The sequence below is a fragment of the Nocardioides sp. AN3 genome (genome assembly GCF_054653495.1).
The window spans coordinates 57,273-75,715 of sequence record NZ_BAAIGC010000017.1 but is presented as its reverse complement, the minus strand read 5'-3'; the positions used below and the strand labels follow the sequence as shown (position 1 = coordinate 75,715).

15 protein-coding genes and 1 riboswitch are annotated in these 18,443 nt (G+C 71.2%); of the genes, 11 read left to right on the top strand and 4 right to left on the bottom strand.

Annotation, left to right across the window (positions count from 1 at the left end; all coding sequences use genetic code 11):
• Positions 1-61 precede the first annotated feature (61 nt).
• The 4 genes from ACYQ1K_RS18070 to ACYQ1K_RS18055 all read left to right on the top strand — a co-directional run bounded on the left by ACYQ1K_RS18070 (position 62) and on the right by ACYQ1K_RS18055 (position 3,301).
• Positions 62-1,375, top strand: a complete 1,314-nt coding sequence (locus ACYQ1K_RS18070) for an ATP-binding protein (protein ID WP_459984625.1) — start codon at positions 62-64, stop codon at positions 1,373-1,375.
• The gene (locus ACYQ1K_RS18065; protein WP_459984623.1) at positions 1,368-2,006 is read left to right on the top strand and encodes a LuxR C-terminal-related transcriptional regulator; all 639 of its coding nucleotides are present in this window, start codon (positions 1,368-1,370) and stop codon (positions 2,004-2,006) included. Before ACYQ1K_RS18070 ends, ACYQ1K_RS18065 begins: the two co-directional genes overlap by 8 nt.
• A gap of 311 nt (positions 2,007-2,317) precedes the next feature.
• Positions 2,318-2,908, top strand: coding sequence for a LysE/ArgO family amino acid transporter (locus ACYQ1K_RS18060; protein ID WP_459984621.1), 591 nt, complete (start codon positions 2,318-2,320; stop codon positions 2,906-2,908).
• Between the two features lie 24 nt (positions 2,909-2,932).
• Positions 2,933-3,301, top strand: a complete 369-nt coding sequence (locus tag ACYQ1K_RS18055) for a hypothetical protein (RefSeq protein ID WP_459984619.1) — start codon at positions 2,933-2,935, stop codon at positions 3,299-3,301.
• A 38-nt stretch (positions 3,302-3,339) separates the two neighbouring features.
• Here ACYQ1K_RS18055 and ACYQ1K_RS18050 read toward each other — a convergent pair whose 3' ends face one another.
• Both ACYQ1K_RS18050 and ACYQ1K_RS18045 read right to left on the bottom strand, forming a co-directional pair.
• On the bottom strand, positions 3,340-3,981 hold the full coding sequence (locus tag ACYQ1K_RS18050; protein ID WP_459984617.1) for an NAD(P)-dependent oxidoreductase: 642 nt from the start codon (positions 3,979-3,981) through the stop codon (positions 3,340-3,342).
• Between the two features lie 43 nt (positions 3,982-4,024).
• Positions 4,025-5,044, bottom strand: a complete 1,020-nt coding sequence (locus ACYQ1K_RS18045; RefSeq protein WP_459984614.1) for an LLM class flavin-dependent oxidoreductase — start codon at positions 5,042-5,044, stop codon at positions 4,025-4,027.
• Between the two features lie 78 nt (positions 5,045-5,122).
• Here ACYQ1K_RS18045 and pcrA point away from each other — a divergent pair, with 78 nt between their 5' ends.
• Complete coding sequence (gene pcrA, locus ACYQ1K_RS18040; protein WP_459984612.1) at positions 5,123-7,513, top strand: DNA helicase PcrA; 2,391 nt, start codon at positions 5,123-5,125, stop codon at positions 7,511-7,513.
• Positions 7,514-7,608: 95 nt separating this feature from the next.
• Here the strand turns inward: pcrA and ACYQ1K_RS18035 are convergent, their stop codons facing one another.
• On the bottom strand, positions 7,609-8,928 hold the full coding sequence (locus tag ACYQ1K_RS18035) for a M23 family metallopeptidase (RefSeq protein WP_459984610.1): 1,320 nt from the start codon (positions 8,926-8,928) through the stop codon (positions 7,609-7,611).
• 362 nt (positions 8,929-9,290) lie between these two features.
• Here ACYQ1K_RS18035 and sucC point away from each other — a divergent pair, with 362 nt between their 5' ends.
• The gene (sucC, locus tag ACYQ1K_RS18030; protein ID WP_459984608.1) at positions 9,291-10,469 is read left to right on the top strand and encodes an ADP-forming succinate--CoA ligase subunit beta; all 1,179 of its coding nucleotides are present in this window, start codon (positions 9,291-9,293) and stop codon (positions 10,467-10,469) included.
• A gap of 17 nt (positions 10,470-10,486) precedes the next feature.
• The gene (gene sucD, locus ACYQ1K_RS18025) at positions 10,487-11,383 is read left to right on the top strand and encodes a succinate--CoA ligase subunit alpha (protein WP_459984606.1); all 897 of its coding nucleotides are present in this window, start codon (positions 10,487-10,489) and stop codon (positions 11,381-11,383) included.
• A gap of 546 nt (positions 11,384-11,929) precedes the next feature.
• Here the strand turns inward: sucD and ACYQ1K_RS18020 are convergent.
• On the bottom strand, positions 11,930-13,801 hold the full coding sequence (locus ACYQ1K_RS18020) for a SigE family RNA polymerase sigma factor (RefSeq protein ID WP_459984604.1): 1,872 nt from the start codon (positions 13,799-13,801) through the stop codon (positions 11,930-11,932).
• Positions 13,802-13,914: 113 nt separating this feature from the next.
• On the opposite strand from ACYQ1K_RS18020, the gene ACYQ1K_RS18015 reads away from it, so the two are divergent.
• From ACYQ1K_RS18015 to ACYQ1K_RS18000, 4 genes are all read left to right on the top strand, one after another.
• Entirely contained in the window at positions 13,915-15,150 is a 1,236-nt protein-coding gene (locus tag ACYQ1K_RS18015) for a cell division protein PerM (protein ID WP_459984602.1), read from the top strand.
• Between the two features lie 58 nt (positions 15,151-15,208).
• Positions 15,209-15,811, top strand: coding sequence for a phosphoribosylglycinamide formyltransferase (gene purN, locus ACYQ1K_RS18010; protein ID WP_459984599.1), 603 nt, complete (start codon positions 15,209-15,211; stop codon positions 15,809-15,811).
• An 11-nt stretch (positions 15,812-15,822) separates the two neighbouring features.
• Positions 15,823-15,899, top strand: a riboswitch (ZMP/ZTP riboswitch).
• 34 nt (positions 15,900-15,933) lie between these two features.
• A complete protein-coding gene (gene purH, locus ACYQ1K_RS18005; protein WP_459984596.1) occupies positions 15,934-17,529 on the top strand; it encodes a bifunctional phosphoribosylaminoimidazolecarboxamide formyltransferase/IMP cyclohydrolase in 1,596 nt (531 codons plus the stop codon).
• Between the two features lie 24 nt (positions 17,530-17,553).
• Complete coding sequence (locus ACYQ1K_RS18000) at positions 17,554-18,441, top strand: bifunctional methylenetetrahydrofolate dehydrogenase/methenyltetrahydrofolate cyclohydrolase (protein WP_459984591.1); 888 nt, start codon at positions 17,554-17,556, stop codon at positions 18,439-18,441.
• Positions 18,442-18,443 lie beyond the last annotated feature (2 nt).

Sequence of the window (18,443 nt, the reverse complement as noted above, 5' to 3'; positions counted from 1 at the left end):
GTCGCCTCGGGGGCGAACCTCATGGTCGCGGTGATCGGGGCGTGTGACGATTGACCTCGACATGACTGCGACCGCCACACCGCCGCCCTACGGGCCGCCTGCTGGGCCGCCGGGTGCGAGCGCCGCCCGGCCGATCCGGCGCGCGGTCCGCGACACCGAGAGCCCGATCCTGGGTGGTGTGGCGGCGGGGCTGGCCCGCCATCTCGGGCTGCCGGTGCTGTGGGTGCGGGCGGCCTTCGTCCTGACGGCGTTCCTCCACGGCCTGGGTGGCTGTCTCTACCTGGGCCTGTGGCTCATGCTCCCGGCCGACCCGGGCTTCGAGCGGTCGACGCCGGGTGGGGAGAGCGCCACCCGCGGAGGCCGTCGGCCGCGCCGGATCCGGCGCCTCGCCGACGCGGGGCCGGCGATCGCCCTCGCCGCCCTCGGGCTGGGCGGAGTGCTGGTGGTCGAGGCGATGTTCGGCCAGGGCTTCGTTCTCATCCCCGTCGTCCTCGGCGTGGCCGGCGTGACCCTGCTGTGGCGGCAGGCCGACGAGACGCAGCGCGAGCGCTGGCTCGACACGACCGGCCGGATCGACCCGGCCCGCGTGGTGTTCGGGAGCGGCGGCTGGGCGTCGTACGCGCGCGTGGCCGCCGGCGTGGTGCTGGTGTTCGTCTCCCTGGGGTTCTTCGCGCTGCGCGGTGGATCGCTGAGCATGGCGCGCGACCTCACCATCGCCGGGCTCCTCGGTGTGGTCGGGCTGGTCGTGGTCATCGGCCCGTGGATTCACCGCCTCGCGCTGGACCTGACCGCCGAGCGTGCCGAGCGGGTCCGGACGCAGGAGCGCGCCGACGTCGCCGCCCACCTGCACGACTCCGTGCTGCAGACGCTCGCCCTCATCCAGAAGAACTCCGCCGACTCCCAGACCGTCGCCAGGTTGGCTCGTGCCCAGGAGCGCGACCTGCGGGCCTGGCTGTATGCGGGGGAGTCGACGACCGCCGACACCGTGGCGGCGGCTCTGCGCGCGGCGGCGGCCGAGGTCGAGGACACCCATGGCGTCGCCGTCGATGTGGTCGTGGTCGGCGACCGACCGTTCTCCGAGCCGACGCGCCCCGTCGTCGCGGCCGCTCGCGAGGCGATCGTCAATGCCGCCAAGCATGCGCAGGTCGACCGGATCGACGTCTACGCCGAGATCACGCCCGATGCCGTCGAGGTGTTCGTCCGCGACCGCGGTGTCGGCTTCGTCCTCGACGCGGTCCCCGACGACCGGCACGGACTCGCCGACTCCATCGTCGACCGGATGACGCGACACGGTGGCTCGGCCGACGTACGCTCCACCCCCGGCGAGGGCACCGAGGTGCGCCTCTCCCTACCTCTGGAGAAGGAAGATGACTGAGCCCGTCACGGTCCTGATCGTCGATGACCACGCGATGTTCCGTCGCGGCGTGCGCGCGGAGCTCGACGTCGACCCGACGGTGACCGTCGTCGCCGAGGCCGAGGACGTCGACACCGCTGCGGCGGCGATCGCCAGCGAGCGACCCGACGTCGTGCTGCTCGACGTCCATCTGCCCGGCGGCGGAGGCGTCGAGGTCATGCGGCGGGCGCCCGGGCCGCTCTTCCTGGCGCTCTCGGTCTCCGACGCGGCGGAGGATGTGATCGGCACGATCCGCGGCGGCGCGCGCGGCTATGTGACGAAGACGATCACGGGCCCCGAGCTGGTCGCCGCGATCCACCGCGTCGCCACCGGCGACGCGGTCTTCAGCCCGCGGCTGGCGGGGTTCGTGCTCGACGCCTTCGCCGGCGCGATCGACGTGGCGAGCGTCGACGAGGACCTCGACCGGCTCACCGAGCGGGAGCGGGAGGTGATGCGGCTGATCGCGCGGGGGTACTCCTACAAGGAGGTTGCACGGGAGCTGTTCATCTCGATCAAGACCGTCGAGACCCACATGTCGAGCGTGCTGCGCAAGCTCCAGCTGTCCTCGCGCCATGAGCTGACCCGCTGGGCGAGCGACCGCCGGCTCCTCTGATCCGCGACGTCATGCGAGTTGGCCGCCTGGACGACCGCCTCGCATGACCTCCCGCGACTCGTCTGATCCGCGACGTCATGCGAGCTGGTCGCCTGGACGACCGCCTCGCATGACCTCCGGCGCCGCGGCGGCTCGAAGGCCGTCTCTCGCTGCCGCCCGACCGCGTCGCTCAACCGGCCAGCCTCGGAGTCGAGCCGCCATGAGCGCGGGCTGACCGGGTTCGGGCTCCACCGCGCCGGTGCGGCATTGCTTCACGATGGCGAGACACATTGGCTGGTCTGTCGTGGGTGGGGACCCTACGGTCACACCTCGTGAGAACCGTCGTGCCCGGTCTGCTGACCGGACTGTCCCTGATCGTTGCGATCGGTGCACAGAACGCCTTCGTGCTCCGTCAGGGCCTGCGACGCGACCGCGTCGGTGCCGTCGTCCTGGTCTGTGCACTCTCGGACCTGGTGCTCATCGCAGCCGGCGTCGCCGGCATCGGTGCGGTCGTGGACCGGGCCGGGTGGGTGATCGACGTCGTGCGGTGGCTCGGCGTCGCGTTTCTCATCTGGTACGGCGTCGGCTCGCTGCGCCGCGCGTCCCACCCCGGCGTTCTGGCGGCCGAGGGAAGCGACTCGGCCCGGGTGGTCACGACCGCCGTGCTGCTGACCTGGCTCAACCCGCACGTCTATCTCGACACCGTGCTGCTGCTCGGCTCGATCGCCAACACGCACGGCGTGGGCGGCCGGTGGTGGTTCGCGCTGGGCGCCGGCACGGCGAGCGTCCTGTGGTTCAGCGGCCTGGGCTACGGCGCGCGCCTGGCTGCGCCGGTGCTCGCGCGGCCCACGGCCTGGCGCGTCCTGGACGTGCTCATCGGGCTCACGATGCTGGTGATCGCGGCCCGCCTGGCGATGGGGTGAGGCCTCACTACTAGGGTGCGGGCCATGGAGATCGTCCGCCTCATCCTGCTGCTCCTCCACCTGCTCGGCTTCGCCGCCCTGTTCGGTGGGCTGCTCGTGCAGGTCCGAGAGCCCGAGAAGAAGGTCAACAGCCTCATGCGGGACGGGGCCGGCACGGCCGTCGTCGCGGGCGTCCTCCTCGTGGGCGTCATCGAAGGGCAGACGAACCCCGACGCCAGCTGGCATTGGAAGATCGCCGTCAAGCTCGTCGTCGGGCTGGTCATCCTCGCGCTCGTCATGATGAACCTGCGCAAGGAGCGCATCTCGCAGGCGCTGTGGGCCACCCTGCTCGGCCTCACCGTGCTCAACGTCGCCATCGCGATCTTCTGGCACCCGGCCCACGGCTCCTACTGAGCGGACCCGCCGCGGCCGCGCGAGCGGAGCGAGCGCCATCAATATGCGACCGACATGTGCTCGCGGTGTCGGGTGGGGTTGTCGATCTCGTTGACGATCGCGTCGGCGAAGTCGGCGCCGGAGATCTCCGACTTGCCCTCGGCGTCGAACAGGGCGACGTCGCCGCCGACGCGGTAGGTGCCGGTCTTCTCCCCGGGCGCCCAGGAGCCGTACGCCCCGGCGGGGCTGACGAAGACCCAGTCGAGCTCGGCGGGCGCCGAGTCGGCGAACCAGGCACGGATGGAGTCGCCCTCGAGGGCCTCCTCGCGGAACTGCTCGGGGATCTCACCCTCGGCGAAGCGGGGCTCGCCGGGCGCGGGACGAAGCGAGGAGAACCCGCCGACCACGAGCAGGCGGGCGCCGCCCTCGGCTGCGGCGGCGGCGTACGCCTGGTAGAGCGCGAGCTGCGCGCCCCGCGCCGCGAGCTGGCCGCGCGGTGAGAGCGTCAGCACGACGGCGTCGGCGCCCGGGATGACCGCGACGGCATCCGCCGCGTCGCCGGTCTCGTAGCGCACGCCTGCGACCGGGTCGGCCGGGACCGACCGGCTCCACGAGACGACCTGGTGACCGCGAGCGGCGGCCTCGCGGACGATGTTGGCGCCCGTGTAGCCGGTGCCTCCGATGACAGCGATGGTGGACATGGCTCGTCCTTTCGACGATGTGGCTGGGGTAGGAGGGAGGGGGTCAGCGCCAGCCGAGGCCGGGCGCGACGTGCTTGACGATGTTCTCGAGGAGCTGGGCGTTGTAGTCGACGCCGAGCTGGTTGGGGACCGTGAGCAGCACGGTGTCGGCCGCCTCGATCGCCTCGTCCTCGCGCAGCTGCTCGACGAGCTTGTCCGGCTCGGCCGCGTAGGTGCGCCCGAAGATCGCCCGGAAGTCGTCGATCACGCCGACCTGGTCGTGCGACTCGCCCTCACCTCCGAAGTACATGGCGTCGAGCTCGGTCACGATCGGCATGATGGAGCGGCTCACCGAGACACGCGGCTCGAAGTCGTGACCGGCCGCCTTCCAGGCCTCGCGGAAGACCTCGATCTGCTTGCGCTGCTGGACGTGGAACGGCTCGCCGGACTCGTCCTCCTTCAGCGTGGAGCTCATGAGGTTCATGCCCAGCTCGGCGGCCCAGCGGGCGGTCGAGTCCGACCCGGCGCCCCACCAGATCCGTCGGCGCAGCCCTTCGGAGTGGGGCTCCAGCCGCAGCGGGCCCGGCGGGTTGGCGAACATCGGCCGCGGGTTGGGCCGGGCGAAGCCCTCGCCCTTGAGCACCTCGAGCAGCACCTCGGTGTGCCGGCGGCCCATGTCGGCGTCGGTCTCGCCCTCGGCGGGGGAGTAGCCGAAGTAGCGCCAGCCGTCGATGACCTGCTCCGGGCTGCCGCGGCTCACGCCGAGCTGCAGTCTGCCGTCGGCGATGAGGTCGGCGGCGCCGGCGTCCTCGGCCATGTACATCGGGTTCTCGTAGCGCATGTCGATCACGCCCGTGCCGATCTCGATCGTCGAGGTCCGCGCCCCGACCGCCGCCAGCAGCGGGAAGGGGCTGGAGAGCTGCCGTGCGAAGTGGTGCACGCGGAAGTAGGCGCCGTCCGCGCCCACCTCCTCGGCCGCGACGGCCAGGTCGATGGACTGGTGGAGCACGTCGGACGCCGACCTCGTCTGCGACTGCGGCGACGGCGTCCAATGACCGAAGGACAGGAACCCGATCTTCTTCACGACGGTTGAACCTTCAATCTCTCGTCGTCATTCCCCGAGGCGGAGATGTCGGCTCCATTAACTAGGCTGGAGCCCAGCATGAGCATCATCCCCGGTCTCGAGTCGTTCGCCACCCAGGCACCTGCGCAGCCTGCCCGGAAGGGGCCGACTCCGGAGGAGCTGCTGGAGGGGCTCAACGAGCCGCAGCGTGCCGCTGTGATCCACGAGGGCGCGCCCCTGCTCGTCGTCGCGGGTGCAGGCTCGGGCAAGACCCGCGTGCTCACCCGGCGGATCGCGTGGCTCATCAGCCAGCGCAAGGCTCATCCCGGCAGCATCCTGGCGATCACCTTCACCAACAAGGCCGCGGCGGAGATGAAGGAGCGCGTCGAGCAGCTCGTCGGCGGGCGGGCCCGGATCATGTGGGTGAGCACCTTCCACTCCGCGTGCGTGCGCATCCTGCGCAAGGAGGTGGAGCGGATCGGCTACAAGTCGAGCTTCACCATCTATGACGCGGCCGATTCCAAGCGCCTCATGACGCTGGTCTGCAACGACCTCGACCTCGACCCGAAGCGCTACCAGCCCGCCCAGCTGCTCAACTGGGTCTCGGACCAGAAGAACGAGCTGCGCGACCCCGACGACGCGACGAAGGACGCACGCAACGGCCTCGAGGAGAGCTACGCGGCGGCGTACAAGCTCTATCAGCGCCGCCTGCGCGAGGCCAACGCCTTCGACTTCGACGACCTCATCATGACGGCCGTCCACCTGATGCGGGAGTTCCCGGAGGTCCGCGAGACCTACCGGCGGCGCTTCCGGCACGTGCTGGTGGACGAGTACCAGGACACCAACCACGCGCAGTACGCGCTGGTCCATGAGCTGTGTGCGGACAATCCTGAGGACCTCGACGGCGAGAGGGTCGAGCCGGCCGAGCTGATGGTCGTCGGCGACGCGGACCAGTCGATCTATGCCTTCCGCGGGGCCAACATCCGCAACATCCTCGACTTCGAGCAGGACTTCCCGAACGCGAAGACGATCCTGCTGGAGCAGAACTACCGCTCCACCCAGACCATCCTCACCGCCGCCAACGCGGTCATCGACCACAACAAGGGGCGGCCGCCGAAGCGGCTGTGGAGCGACGCCGGCGAGGGCGACCGCATCGTGGGGTACGTCGCCGACGACGAGCACGACGAGGCGCGGTTCGTCTCCGACGAGATCGACAGGCTGGTCGACGGCGGCCGGGCCGCGTCCGACGTCGCGGTGTTCTACCGCACCAACGCTCAGTCCCGGGTCTTCGAGGAGGTGTTCATCCGGACCGGCCAGCCCTACAAGGTGGTCGGCGGGGTGCGCTTCTACGAGCGCCGGGAGGTCCGCGACGCGCTGGCCTACCTGCGCGCTCTCGCGAACCCGGCCGACCAGGTGTCCCTGCGGCGCATCGTCAACACCCCGAAGCGTGGCATCGGCGACCGCGCCGTGGCCTGCGTCAACGCCTTGGCCGAGCGCGACGGGCTCACCTTCTGGGAGGGCCTGCGCCGGGCGGACGACGCACCCGGCCTGGCCACCCGCTCGCTCACCAACATCCGCAGCTTCGTCGCGATGATGGAGGAGCTGATGTCCATGGTCGAGGGCGGTGAGCGCGCCGACGTGATCCTCGAGTCCGTCCTGGCGCGGTCGGGCTACCTCGACGAGCTGGAGGCCTCCGACGACCCCCAGGACGCGACTCGCGTGGAGAACCTCGCCGAGCTCGTGGCCGTCGCCCGCGAGTTCTCTGACGACCCCGTCGCCGGCCCGTCCGCGGACCCCGCCGACGTGGACGCTGGCATCGTCGCCCCGGGTCTCGACGACTTCCTGGAGCGGGTGGCGCTCGTCGCCGACTCCGACCAGATTCCGGAGGACGGCGAGGGCGTCGTCACGCTGATGACGCTGCACACCGCGAAGGGACTGGAGTTCCCCGTGGTCTTCCTCAGCGGGCTCGAGGATGGCGTCTTCCCGCACTCACGCGCCCTCGGTGACGGCACCGAGCTCGAGGAGGAGCGCCGGCTGGCGTACGTCGGCATCACCCGCGCCCGCGAGCGGCTCTTCCTGTCCCATGCGCTGGTCCGGTCGGCCTGGGGCGCCCCGATGCACAACCCGCCCAGCCGGTTCCTCGCCGAGCTGCCCGTCGACCTCGTCGACTGGAAGCGCACGGCGGCCGACCAGACCCGCTGGTCGCGCCAGGAGTCGTCGTCGTGGTCCTCGGGGCTGAGCACGCCCACCGACCGCGGCCGCCGCAACTTCTCCTCGGCGGCCCTGCGCGCCGACGCCGCGGCCAAGTCGAAGCCTGCCCGGGACGTGCCGTCCCTCGAGCCGGGCGACCGAGTGACCCACAACTCCTTCGGCCTCGGCACCGTCGTGTCGGTCGAGGGCGTCGCCGACAAGGCGGTCGCCTCGATCGACTTCGGCTCCTCCGGCGTCAAGCGGCTGCTGCTCCGCTACGCCCCCGTCGAGAAGCTGTAGGACCCGGCGAACGGTCGCAGATGTTCACGGCGGGCACGGCGAGCGGACTCAGGTGGTCGGCAGAGCCGTGAACATCTGCGACCGTTCGCCGTTTGTCAGGGCTGGAGGCCGTGGGCGATCAGCCACGGCTTGGGGTCCACGGGGTCGCCGCCACCGGGGCGGACCTCGACGTGGACGTGGGGACCGGTGACGTGTCCGGTCGAGCCGACGTAGCCGATGACGTCGCCGGCGTGGACCTGCTGGCCCGGCGTGACGTTGAACTGCACCTGGTGGCAGTACCACAGCTCGGTGCCGTCCTCGAGCGTCTCGACGGTCTTGTTGCCGTAGGCGCCGTCGAACTGGGCCGAGGAGATCACGCCGTTGGAGATCGCGTGGATGGGCGTGCCGGTAGGGGCGGCGAAGTCCAGGCCCGTGTGCAGGTGCGCCCAGAGGCCGTAGTCGCCGAAGCCGGCCGTCAGGTGGTAGGCCCCCGGGAGGATCGGGAGCTGCATCTGGTTCTTCTTGAGGACCTGCGCGCGGCCGGTCGCCTTCTTGTTGATGGCGTCGAGCGCGGTCTCGCGGGCCGCTGCGGCTGAGTTCGCAGGGTTCGCCGCCGCAGCGCCCGCGCGACCGCCACCGCGACTGACGGAGACACCGCGGTCGCCGACGTACCCCGTCCCGCTCGTGCCGCTCAGGGCGCTGGCCTGGTGCAGCGGACCGGCCTCGGCCCGGACCAGGTCGGTCTTGCCGGCGGTCAGGGCGCCGAAGCCCGCGACGGCGAGCGCGGCGACCCCGACGAGTGCGGGCAGCGACGGCAGGAGCCGGAGGCGAGGGCGACGGCTGGGGACGCGGGCGCGCTTGCCGGCCTGTACGACGGGCAGCGCGGTCGTGGTGTCGTAGCTGAAGTCGGTGCCCGGCAGGCCGTCGATGCGCGGCAGGATCCCGGTGAAGGCCTCGGTGAGGGCGAACGGGAGCTGCCCGGTGTCCTCGGGGGACTCAGCAGCGAAGAGGTTCCAGTCGGCCCAGTCGACGGTGCCGGGGCTGTCGAGCAGGGCCACGGGAGCGACAGGCTTGACGAAGGCGACGGCCCGCTCGGTGGCCTGCTCGGCCGTGTCAGGGAGTCGGTCGGCGACGGCGGCCGGGATCTGGTCCACGATGTCCGGGACCCTCGACTCGAGGACGAGGTCGGGTGAGCGGTCCACGACGGGACGCGCGACGCGGCGGCCGACGTACGGCGCCGCGGGCGTCTCCTCGACCTGGGCGGCGTCGAGGGCGCGGGCCATCCGGCGGCCGACGTACGGCTGCGTCGGCTCCGCGGTCGGCTCGAGCGTGACCTGAGGGGTGACGTCGCGGCGAGCGCGCTTGCCGACATACGGGGTCGGGGCCTCCGAGGGAAGTCGGTCGGGACCGACACTGTCCACTCGGGGGTCACTCACGCTTCAACACTCCGCTGCTCGGGATTCAGACACGCTGCTCAGACTCAGACGGCGAGCCCCGACCTTAACGGAGGTCCTGGGACCGTCGAAAATCGGGGCCGGTGCCCGATTCTGGAAGACGGCACTACTCGAGGGGAACGGCGCGGAGCGTAATCGGGACCTAAGGCCCAGCCTCTCGCAGAGGCTCCCGCGGTATGGCGTGCATCACCTCCGGGGGTCCAGCACTCGTCCTCGGGCGCGGTCACGTCTAGTGTGCGTCGAGGACATCCCACCGCCAGAGCTGATGCTGCGCGGGCGCGACCCGGCTGCGCTGCGGCTCCGACGTAGGACCGATAACGAACCCTGGAAGCATTGGTGGATCAGTGGATCTGATGGAGTACCAGGCGAAGCAGCTCTTCGCCAAGCACGGTGTCGCGACCACCCTCGGCGTGGTCGTCGAGACCGCCGAGGCCGCGAAGGCGGCGGCCGAGGAGATGGGCGGAGTCACCGTCATCAAGGCGCAGGTCAAGGCCGGCGGCCGCGGCAAGGCCGGCGGCGTCAAGATCGCCAAGACCGCGGATGACGCTTATCTGCACGCCAGCAACATCCTCGGCATGGAGATCAAGGGCCTGACGGTCAACCGCGTCCTGGTCACCCCGGCGACCCCGCCGGAGGAGGAGTACTACTTCTCCTTCCTGCTCGACCGCTCGAACCGTCAGTACCTCTGCATCGCGTCCGTCGAGGGTGGTGTCGAGATCGAGGAGGTCGCGAAGACCAACCCCGACGCCGTCAAGCAGATCGGCATCGACCCGGGCACCGGCGTCGACGAGGCGAAGGCCCGCGAGATCGCCACCGAGGCCAAGTTCCCCGAGCCGGTCTTCGAGCAGGCCGTCGAGCTGATCCAGAGCCTCTACAAGGTCTTCGTCGAGGAGGACGCCACCCTCGTCGAGGTGAACCCGCTGGCCCGCCTGGCCGGGGACAAGCTCGAGGCCCTCGACGGCAAGGTCTCCCTCGACGACAACGCCTCCGAGGTCCGCCACCCCGAGCACGAGGAGTTCGAGATCCGCGAGGAGGCCGACCCGCTCGAGGCGAAGGCCAAGGACCTCGGTCTCAACTACGTCAAGCTCGACGGCCAGGTCGGCATCATCGGCAACGGCGCGGGTCTCGTCATGAGCACCCTCGACGTCGTCGCCTACGCCGGCGAGAAGCACGGCGGCGTGAAGCCGGCCAACTTCCTCGACATCGGCGGCGGCGCGAACGCCCAGGTCATGGCCAACGGCCTCGATGTGATCCTCAACGACCCCCAGGTCAAGGCCGTCTTCGTCAACGTCTTCGGCGGCATCACCGCGTGCGACGAGGTCGCGAAGGGCATCGTCGGCGCGCTCGACATCCTCGGCGACGAGGAGACCAAGCCGCTCGTCGTCCGCCTCGACGGCAACAACGTCGAGCTCGGTCGTCAGATCCTCAACGAGCGCAACCACCCGCTCGTGACCGTTGTCGACACCATGGACGGCGGTGCCGACAAGGCCGCCGAGCTTGCCCACAACGGCACGGCCGCCTGAGGCCGGGGAGAAGAACAATGAGCATCTACCTCAACAAGGACAGCAAGATCATCGTCCAGGGCATCACCGGCGGCATGGGTGCCAAGCACACCGCCCTGATGCTCGACTCGGGCGCCCAGATCGTCGGCGGCGTCAACGCGCGCAAGGCGGGCACGACGGTCACGCACAAGAACCACGAGGGCGCGGACGTCACCCTGCCGGTGTTCGGCACCGTCAAGGAGGCCATGTCCGAGACCGGTGCGGACGTCTCGGTCGTCTTCGTCCCGCCGGCGTTCACCAAGGACGCCTGCATCGAGGCCATCGACGCCGGCATCGGCCTGCTCGTGGTCATCACCGAGGGCGTTCCGGTGCAGGACACGGCCGAGGTCTGGTCCTACGTCAGCGGCAAGTCGACCCGCATGATCGGTCCGAACTGCCCCGGCATCATCACGCCGGAGGAGTCCCTGGCCGGCATCACGCCACACACGATCACGGGGAAGGGCCCGATCGGCCTCGTCTCGAAGTCCGGCACGCTGACCTACCAGATGATGTACGAGCTGCGTGACCTCGGCTTCTCCACCGCGATCGGCATCGGCGGCGACCCGATCGTCGGCACCACGCACATCGACGCGCTGCAGGCCTTCCAGGACGACCCGGAGACCAAGGCGATCGTGATGATCGGCGAGATCGGCGGCGACGCGGAGGAGCGTGCGGCCGCCTACATCAAGGAGAACATCACCAAGCCCGTCGTCGGGTACGTCGCCGGCTTCACCGCCCCCGAGGGCAAGACGATGGGCCACGCCGGCGCCATCGTGTCCGGCTCGGCCGGCACCGCCCAGGCGAAGAAGGACGCGCTCGAGGCAGTCGGCGTCAAGGTCGGCAAGACGCCGTCCGAGACCGCTTCGCTCATGCGGGAGATCCTCAAGAGCCTCTGAGGCTCACGCAGCACCACCCCAGGCGCCCCGGCTGCTTCGGCAGTCGGGGTGTCGGTGCATTTTCGGGCTGCGTGGTCGCTCGGGCTGCGGGGTCGCTCGGGCTGCGTGGTCGCTCGGGCGGCTGGGCGTCGATGCGTTCAGCCGTCGCTCACGCGCGGCGGACTGCGCCGAGGGCGTGAAGCTGAGAGAGGGACCCGCGAGCGACCGGTCAGAGACCGGCAAGAGGCTCGATCGCGCTCTTCCTGGCCGGCCTTCTCCTGCCCTTCCAGAGACCCCGGGAGCTGGCGGGGAGCGAGCAAGGGGAACCGCATGTGGTCGAGCAGCGATTCCAGGTCACAGTCGATTGACTGTGACCTGGAATCGCTGCTCACCCGGACCGGCTGAGCGACCTCGCGTGACTCGGCGGATGGGCGCGGCCCGCGGAAGGCGCGGCGCGGAACGGCGGGGCGACGTGGCGAGGCGACGTGGCGGCGGCGACCAGCGCTGCCGGGAGCGACGAGACGGGTCGCCAGCCCCAGGTGACCGCTAGAGGCGGCCGGGACCAGCTCAGCGGAGCTGGCGCAACCGCTCCGCGGCCCGGTGGGTCAGCGCCACGAAGGCGTCGTCTGAGACCGTCGCTGTGCCGGAGGGGACGAAGCCGACCTGAGCCACGTTGTCACCCTCGCGGATGATCGACATGAGGAACTCGACCGAGGACTTGTCGGAGATCTCGATCTGCAGTCGCCAGGTCGTGAGGTCGCGAGCCCGGGTCGAGGTGTTCTCGATCAGGCTTATCCTCGTGCCGAGGTCCTTCTTCGGGCAGCCCGCCAGCGCGGTGCGCGTCGCCTCGACGAAGCGGGTCGCAGCGGACGCTCGTCCGAACGAGCCGATCGTCTCCGTCAGCCCGAACTGCGCCGGCAGCTTCGCCTGGGGGATCACGAACGAGCGGGTCAGGTCCCCGGTAACGCCCCTGCGGTGGAAGACCGACTGGTCGCACCGGGTCGCGGCGAGGTTGGAGGTGGCGGCCCTGGGCGCCGTCGCCATCCACGGCTGCGCAACGGTCGCCACCGGAGGCAGGTCGACCTTGTCGAGCATGGCGGGTTGCTCGCCGATCGGGACCGGCGCGACCGGGCGGGTCACCGGGCGGGTCGTGCATGCGCCTGCGTCGGGGAGGCTGCAGAGTCGTCCGACCGCCTGGGCGAGCAGCCCGGTGTTGGCCCGCACGGCGCGTCGCGCCGACGCGGCCGCGCTCGAGGCGGGCTGGGTCGAGGCGGGCTGGGTCGAGGCGGGCTGGGTCGAGGCTGGTTGGGTCGAGACGACGGTGGTCGTCAGCACTCCGGTGCGCGCGATGCTCGCCACGACCGAGCGGCTCGGGTTGGTCCAGGCCCGCAGCTCGACCAGGGTCGCCTCGTCGCCGACGCCGGTCACCTGCTGGGTCGACATGAGCTGGACGCGGGGGTCCTTGCAGCCGGCGTACCAGCGCACGGAGGCGTCGTAGGCCGAGTGGGCGGCCTGCGGGGTCGTGGAGACCTCCGTCGACTGGCCGACCGAGAGAACGTCGCCGGAGACCAGCGTCCGCATCAACGCTGCGCGGGGCGAGCCGTCGGCGAAGCGCTGCTCCTGGCACGGAAGAACCAGGCCGTCGCCGTCGGTGTTGTCCGACGTCATCTCGGTGGTCCACGTGCCGCCGAGGGCGCTGGCCGCCTCGCTCTCGCCGAGGAGATCCTTGGTGGTGAGCGGGTAGGCGGGCGCGGGCGACGGCGGAGCCGACGTGTGCACGCTGAGCGCGTCGAGGGTGGGCCGGACGCCGTTGCCGTCGGTCACGAGCACGCCGGATCCGACGAACGCCACGAGCGCGACCGCGCCGCCGACCGCGGTGTGCAGCCGACGCCGCGCCGCACCCGCCCGGGTGATGATCGTCGGGCGGGGCCACCGCAGGTCGCGCAGCTCCGCCGCCATCGGCTCGAACAGGGCGAGGATGCTGGTGGTCGGCACCTTGCGCGCGAGTGCGAAGGCAGCCGTCGCAGACTGCAGCTCGCGCTCGGCGCGGGCCTGGGTGATGCCGGCCTCCCGGGCGAGCTGGTCGAGGGGGAGCGTCGTGAGGTGGGCCAGGATCAGGACCTTGCGCTGCAGGAGCGGCAGCTTGCCGAGCGCGGCCAAGGTGGCGCGGACGCCCTCGTCGAAGCGCCGCTCGCGGTGGAACGGGCGTGCCGTGTGCCGGCGGAGCGCGTGGGACCACGCCTGCGGCCGCACGTAGCTCTCGGGGTCCTCCAGCCGGCTGATCTTGCGCCAGTGGTGCCAGCCGATGACGAGCGCGTCGCGCACGCCCTTCTGGGCCGCGGTCAGGTCACCGGTCAGCGCCCAGGTCTGGAGGAGGAGCCGACTGCGGACGTCCTTGTAGAACGTCTCGAAGGTGTCGGGATCTGGCTTCTTCCTCATGAGCAGCCCACAGGCTACCCGGCGGTTCCAGGGTGAGCCTGATCGTCGGCCGATCGACACGGCCACGGCGCGCCGCCCGAGCCGGGCCGACCCGCGCGGTGATCATGGTCGCGATGACTTCTCTGCTCCCGTCCTCGGCACGCTCCTCCGACCAGGTGCGGGCCGATCTCCGGCACCGTCGCCCGCTGGTCGTCGTGGCGACCCTGGGCGGCGTGGTGGCGGCCTGCGCGACGCTGCTCGTCTGCCTCGCCCTGGGGGTCGTCGGCTGGTTCCTCACCGACGCCGGAGCCCACGGAGCGCCGCGCGACGCGCTTCGGGTCGGCGCGTTGGCGTGGCTGATGGCACACGGCTCCGGCATCCACGTGAACGGCACGGCGGTCACCGTCGTCCCCTTGGGTCTCACGGCGATCGTGGGATGGGCGATGTGGCGGGTCGGCCACCGCGTCGGGGACTCGATCTCGGGACATGGCCCGGACGCCGACCGGATCGCCGACGGGGAACGTGACTGGACGGTGCAGCTCGCGACGGGCCTCTTCACGCTCGGCTACGCCGTCACCGTGATCGTGACGGCGTCCGTGGCCGCCGATGCGGCGACGGCGCCGAGCCTCGCCCGCGCGCTGGTGTGGACCATCCTCGGCTCGGCGCTCGTCGGCGGCACCGGGATCGCGGTCGGGTCGGGGCGTGCCGCGATCGCCGTCGCGTGGCTGCCGCCGACGATCCGGGCCGCCGCCTCCGCCGCCCGCGACACGCTGATCGGATGGCTCGCGATCAGCCTCGCCGTCCTTCTGGTCAGTCTGGCCGTCGACTGGAGCACCGCAGCCAACGTGATGTCGCAGCTGCACACCAGCGCCGGCGCGGCGACGCTCTACACGGCCGTCACGGCGGCCGTCCTCCCCAACGCCGCCCTCTTCTCAGGCTCCTACCTCCTCGGGCCGGGGTTCACCGTCGGCATCGGCACGCTCGTGAGCCCCGGAGCAGTCGTCCTCGGCCCGCTGCCGATGTTCCCCCTCCTCGCCGCGCTGCCGGATGCAGGATCCACGCCTGCCTGGGCGACGTGGCTCATCCTGCTCGCGCCGCTCACCGCCGCGGTCGGCGTCGTCCGCGCCCAGCGGCGCTACCGCACGACGCGGTGGGACGAGGGCGCGGTCCGCGGCCTGGCCGGCGGCGTCTGTGCGGGCGTCGGGTTCGGCATCCTCGCTGGGCTCGCCGGAGGAGCGGTCGGTCCGGGGAGGATGACGCAGGTGGCGCCGTACGCCATGGACGCCTGCGTCCGCGGCGTCCTGGCCTTCGGCATCGGAGGACTGCTCGCGGGCCTCGCGATGACCTGGTGGCAGCGGCGCTCGTCCTAGTCCCTCGCGTCGGTCCTGAGCGGGCTCGACATCACGGTCCTGAGTAGGCTCTGCGCCCGTGCGACTCGTCGTCCTCGTCTCCGGATCCGGATCCAACCTGCAGGCGCTGCTCGACGCATGCGCCGAGGCGGCATACGGCGCCGAGGTGGTCGCCGTCGGCGCTGACCGCGACGGGATCCTGGCGCTCGAGCGGGCCGAGAGGGCCGGCGTCCCCACGTTCGTCAGGCGGCTCAAGGACCATGCCAGTCGCGAGGAGTGGGATGCGGCGCTCGCCGAGGCGGTCGCCCAGCATGAGCCCGACCTCGTGGTCCTGGCCGGCTTCATGAAGCTCGTCGGTCCCGCGTTCCTCGACCGGTTCGGTGGCCGGACCCTCAACACCCACCCGGCCCTGTCGCCGTCGTTCCCGGGGACGCAGGGGCCGGCGGACGCGCTCGCATACGGCGTCAAGGTGACCGGCTGCACGCTGTTCGTGGTCGACGCCGGCGTGGACACCGGCGCGATCGTCGCGCAGGAGGCGGTGCCGGTGGAGCCCGACGACACCGCCGAGACGCTGCACGAGCGGATCAAGGTGGCCGAGCGCACGATGCTCGTCGAGAGCGTCGGCCGCATTGCCCGCGAGGGCCTCAGCGTCGAGGGGCGCCGGGTTCGCTTCGGCCGCTGAGTCACGGCATGATGAGCCCACACGACTGGCGCGGGTGGGCGACCACCGGGGAGTGTGTGAGAAGGCATCGTCCGCCTGGGTGCCCCTCGTCGTTGAGAGCCGACCGATGAGGAGAGCCGCTGATGGCTGGCCAGCAGGACAAGGTGGAGATCAGGCGGGCACTCGTGTCCGTCTATGACAAGACCGGCCTCGAGGACCTCGTCCGCGGTCTGCATGAGAGGGGCGTCGAGCTGGTCTCGACCGGCGGCTCGGCGAAGCTGATCAGCGACCTCGGACTGCCGGTCACGAAGGTCGAGGACCTCACGGGCTTCCCCGAGTGCCTCGACGGCCGCGTGAAGACGCTGCACCCGCGCGTGCACGCCGGGATCCTGGCCGACCGCCGTCTCGACTCCCATGTCGCGCAGCTCGCGGAGCTCGGCGTCGAGCCGTTCGACCTCGTCGTCTCCAACCTCTACCCCTTCACCCAGACCGTCGCCTCGGGCGCCACGCCGGACGAGTGCGTCGAGCAGATCGACATCGGTGGCCCGTCGATGGTCCGGGCCGCGGCGAAGAACCACCCCAGCGTCGCCATCGTGACCAGCCCCGACCAGTACGAGCAGACGCTCGCGGCGGTCGCCGCCGGCGGCTTCACCTATGAGGAGCGCAAGGCGCTCGCCGCGGCGGCGTTCGTCCACACCGCGACGTACGACGTCCACGTCGCCTCGTGGATGGGGTCGGTCCTGACCGACTCCAGCGAGGGGACCGGCTTCCCGGCCTGGGTCGGTGGCACCTATGACAAGGCCGCCGTGCTCCGCTACGGCGAGAATCCGCACCAGCGGGCCGCCCTGTATCTCAACGGGTTCGGCGCGAAGGGCCTCGCTCAGGCCGAGCAGCTGCACGGCAAGGAGATGTCCTACAACAACTACGTCGACACCGACGCCGCCCGTCGCGCCGCCAACGACTTCGCCGAGCCGGCGGTCGCGATCATCAAGCACGCCAACCCGTGCGGCCTCGCGATCGGCTCCGAGGAGGGCGGCATCGCCGAGGCGCACCGCCGCGCCCACGAGTGCGACCCGGTCAGCGCCTTCGGCGGCGTGATCGCGGCCAACCGCCCGGTCAGTGTCGAGATGGCGAAGCAGGTCGCCGAGGTGTTCACCGAGGTGATCGTGGCGCCGGCCTATGAGGAGGGCGCCGTCGAGATCCTCGCGCAGAAGAAGAACATTCGGATCCTCGTCGCCCCGGCTGACGGCGGGGCGCTCGTCGAGACCCGGCCCATCTCCGGTGGACTCCTCATGCAGACCGTCGACCACGTCGACGCGCCGGGCGACGACCCGGCGACATGGACGCTCGCGACCGGCGAGGCCGCCGACGACCAGACGCTCGCCGACCTCGCCTTCGCCTGGAAGGCGTGTCGGGCCGCCAAGTCGAACGCGATCCTGCTCGCCCGCGACGGTGCCTCGGTCGGCATCGGCATGGGCCAGGTCAACCGGGTCGACTCGTGCCGCCTGGCCGTCGAGCGGGCCAACACCCTCGCCGAGGGCGCGGAGCGGGCGCGCGGCGCGGTTGCGGCCTCGGACGCGTTCTTCCCCTTCGAGGACGGCCCCCAGATCCTGCTGGACGCGGGGGTCCGGGCGATCGTCCAGCCCGGCGGCTCGGTGCGCGACGAGCTGACGATCGAGGCGTGCAAGGCGGCCGGCGTGACGATGTACTTCACCGGCACCCGGCACTTCTTCCACTAGGAACGGCAGGGAGACGGAAGCGACATGACTGCCCAGAAGCTCGACGGCACCAAGACCGCCGCCGCCATCAAGGACGAGCTGCGGCTCCGTGTGGCCGCTCTGGTCGACCGGGGCATCCGCCCGGGTCTGGGGACGATCCTCGTCGGGGACGACCCGGGGTCGCGGTGGTATGTCAACGGCAAGCACAAGGACTGTGCCGAGGTCGGGATCGAGTCGATCCGGATCGACCTGCCTGAGACCGCCACCCAGGAGGAGATCGAGGACGCCGTCCGGGCGCTCAACGACGACCCGGCGTGCACCGGCTACATCGTGCAGCTGCCGCTGCCGAAGGGCGTCGACGAGAACCGGGTGCTGGGTCTGATCGACCCGGCCAAGGACGCCGACGGGCTGCACCCGACGAACCTGGGGTGGCTGGTGCTGGGCGACGTGGCGCCGCTGCCGTGCACGCCGTACGGCATCGTGGAGCTGCTGCGTCGCCACGACGTCGCGATCAACGGTGCGGAGGTGGTCGTGGTCGGTCGTGGCGTCACCGTCGGTCGGCCGCTGGGCCTGCTGCTGACCCGGCGTTCGGAGAACGCGACCGTGACGCTGTGCCACACCGGGACGCGTGACCTGGCCGCGCACACCCGCAACGCCGACATCGTGGTGGCGGCGGCCGGGGTGCCGGGCATCATCACCGCCGACATGGTCAAGCCGGGCGCGGCGCTGCTGGACGTGGGGGTGAGCCGGGTCGACGGCAAGATCGCCGGGGATCTGGCCGAGGACGTGTGGGACGTGGCCGGCTGGGTCTCGCCCAATCCTGGCGGGGTGGGCCCGATGACCCGTGCCATGCTGCTCTCCAACATCGTGATCAATGCGGAGAAGCGCGCGGACGCGGCGGTTCCGGCGGAGACGGCGAAGGGTCTGGCTTGACG

Excerpts from the sequence above, each read along its gene's own strand:
- ACYQ1K_RS18070 (WP_459984625.1), top strand. The coding sequence starts at position 62 with ATGACTGCGACCGCCACACCGCCGCCCTACGGGCCGCCTGCTGGGCCG.
- ACYQ1K_RS18065 (WP_459984623.1), top strand. The coding sequence starts at position 1,368 with ATGACTGAGCCCGTCACGGTCCTGATCGTCGATGACCACGCGATGTTC.
- ACYQ1K_RS18055 (WP_459984619.1), top strand. The coding sequence starts at position 2,933 with ATGGAGATCGTCCGCCTCATCCTGCTGCTCCTCCACCTGCTCGGCTTC.
- ACYQ1K_RS18050 (WP_459984617.1), bottom strand. The coding sequence starts at position 3,981 with ATGTCCACCATCGCTGTCATCGGAGGCACCGGCTACACGGGCGCCAAC.
- pcrA (WP_459984612.1), top strand. The coding sequence starts at position 5,123 with ATGAGCATCATCCCCGGTCTCGAGTCGTTCGCCACCCAGGCACCTGCG.
- sucD (WP_459984606.1), top strand. The coding sequence starts at position 10,487 with ATGAGCATCTACCTCAACAAGGACAGCAAGATCATCGTCCAGGGCATC.
- ACYQ1K_RS18020 (WP_459984604.1), bottom strand. The coding sequence starts at position 13,801 with ATGAGGAAGAAGCCAGATCCCGACACCTTCGAGACGTTCTACAAGGAC.
- ACYQ1K_RS18015 (WP_459984602.1), top strand. The coding sequence starts at position 13,915 with ATGACTTCTCTGCTCCCGTCCTCGGCACGCTCCTCCGACCAGGTGCGG.
- purH (WP_459984596.1), top strand. The coding sequence starts at position 15,934 with ATGGCTGGCCAGCAGGACAAGGTGGAGATCAGGCGGGCACTCGTGTCC.
- ACYQ1K_RS18000 (WP_459984591.1), top strand. The coding sequence starts at position 17,554 with ATGACTGCCCAGAAGCTCGACGGCACCAAGACCGCCGCCGCCATCAAG.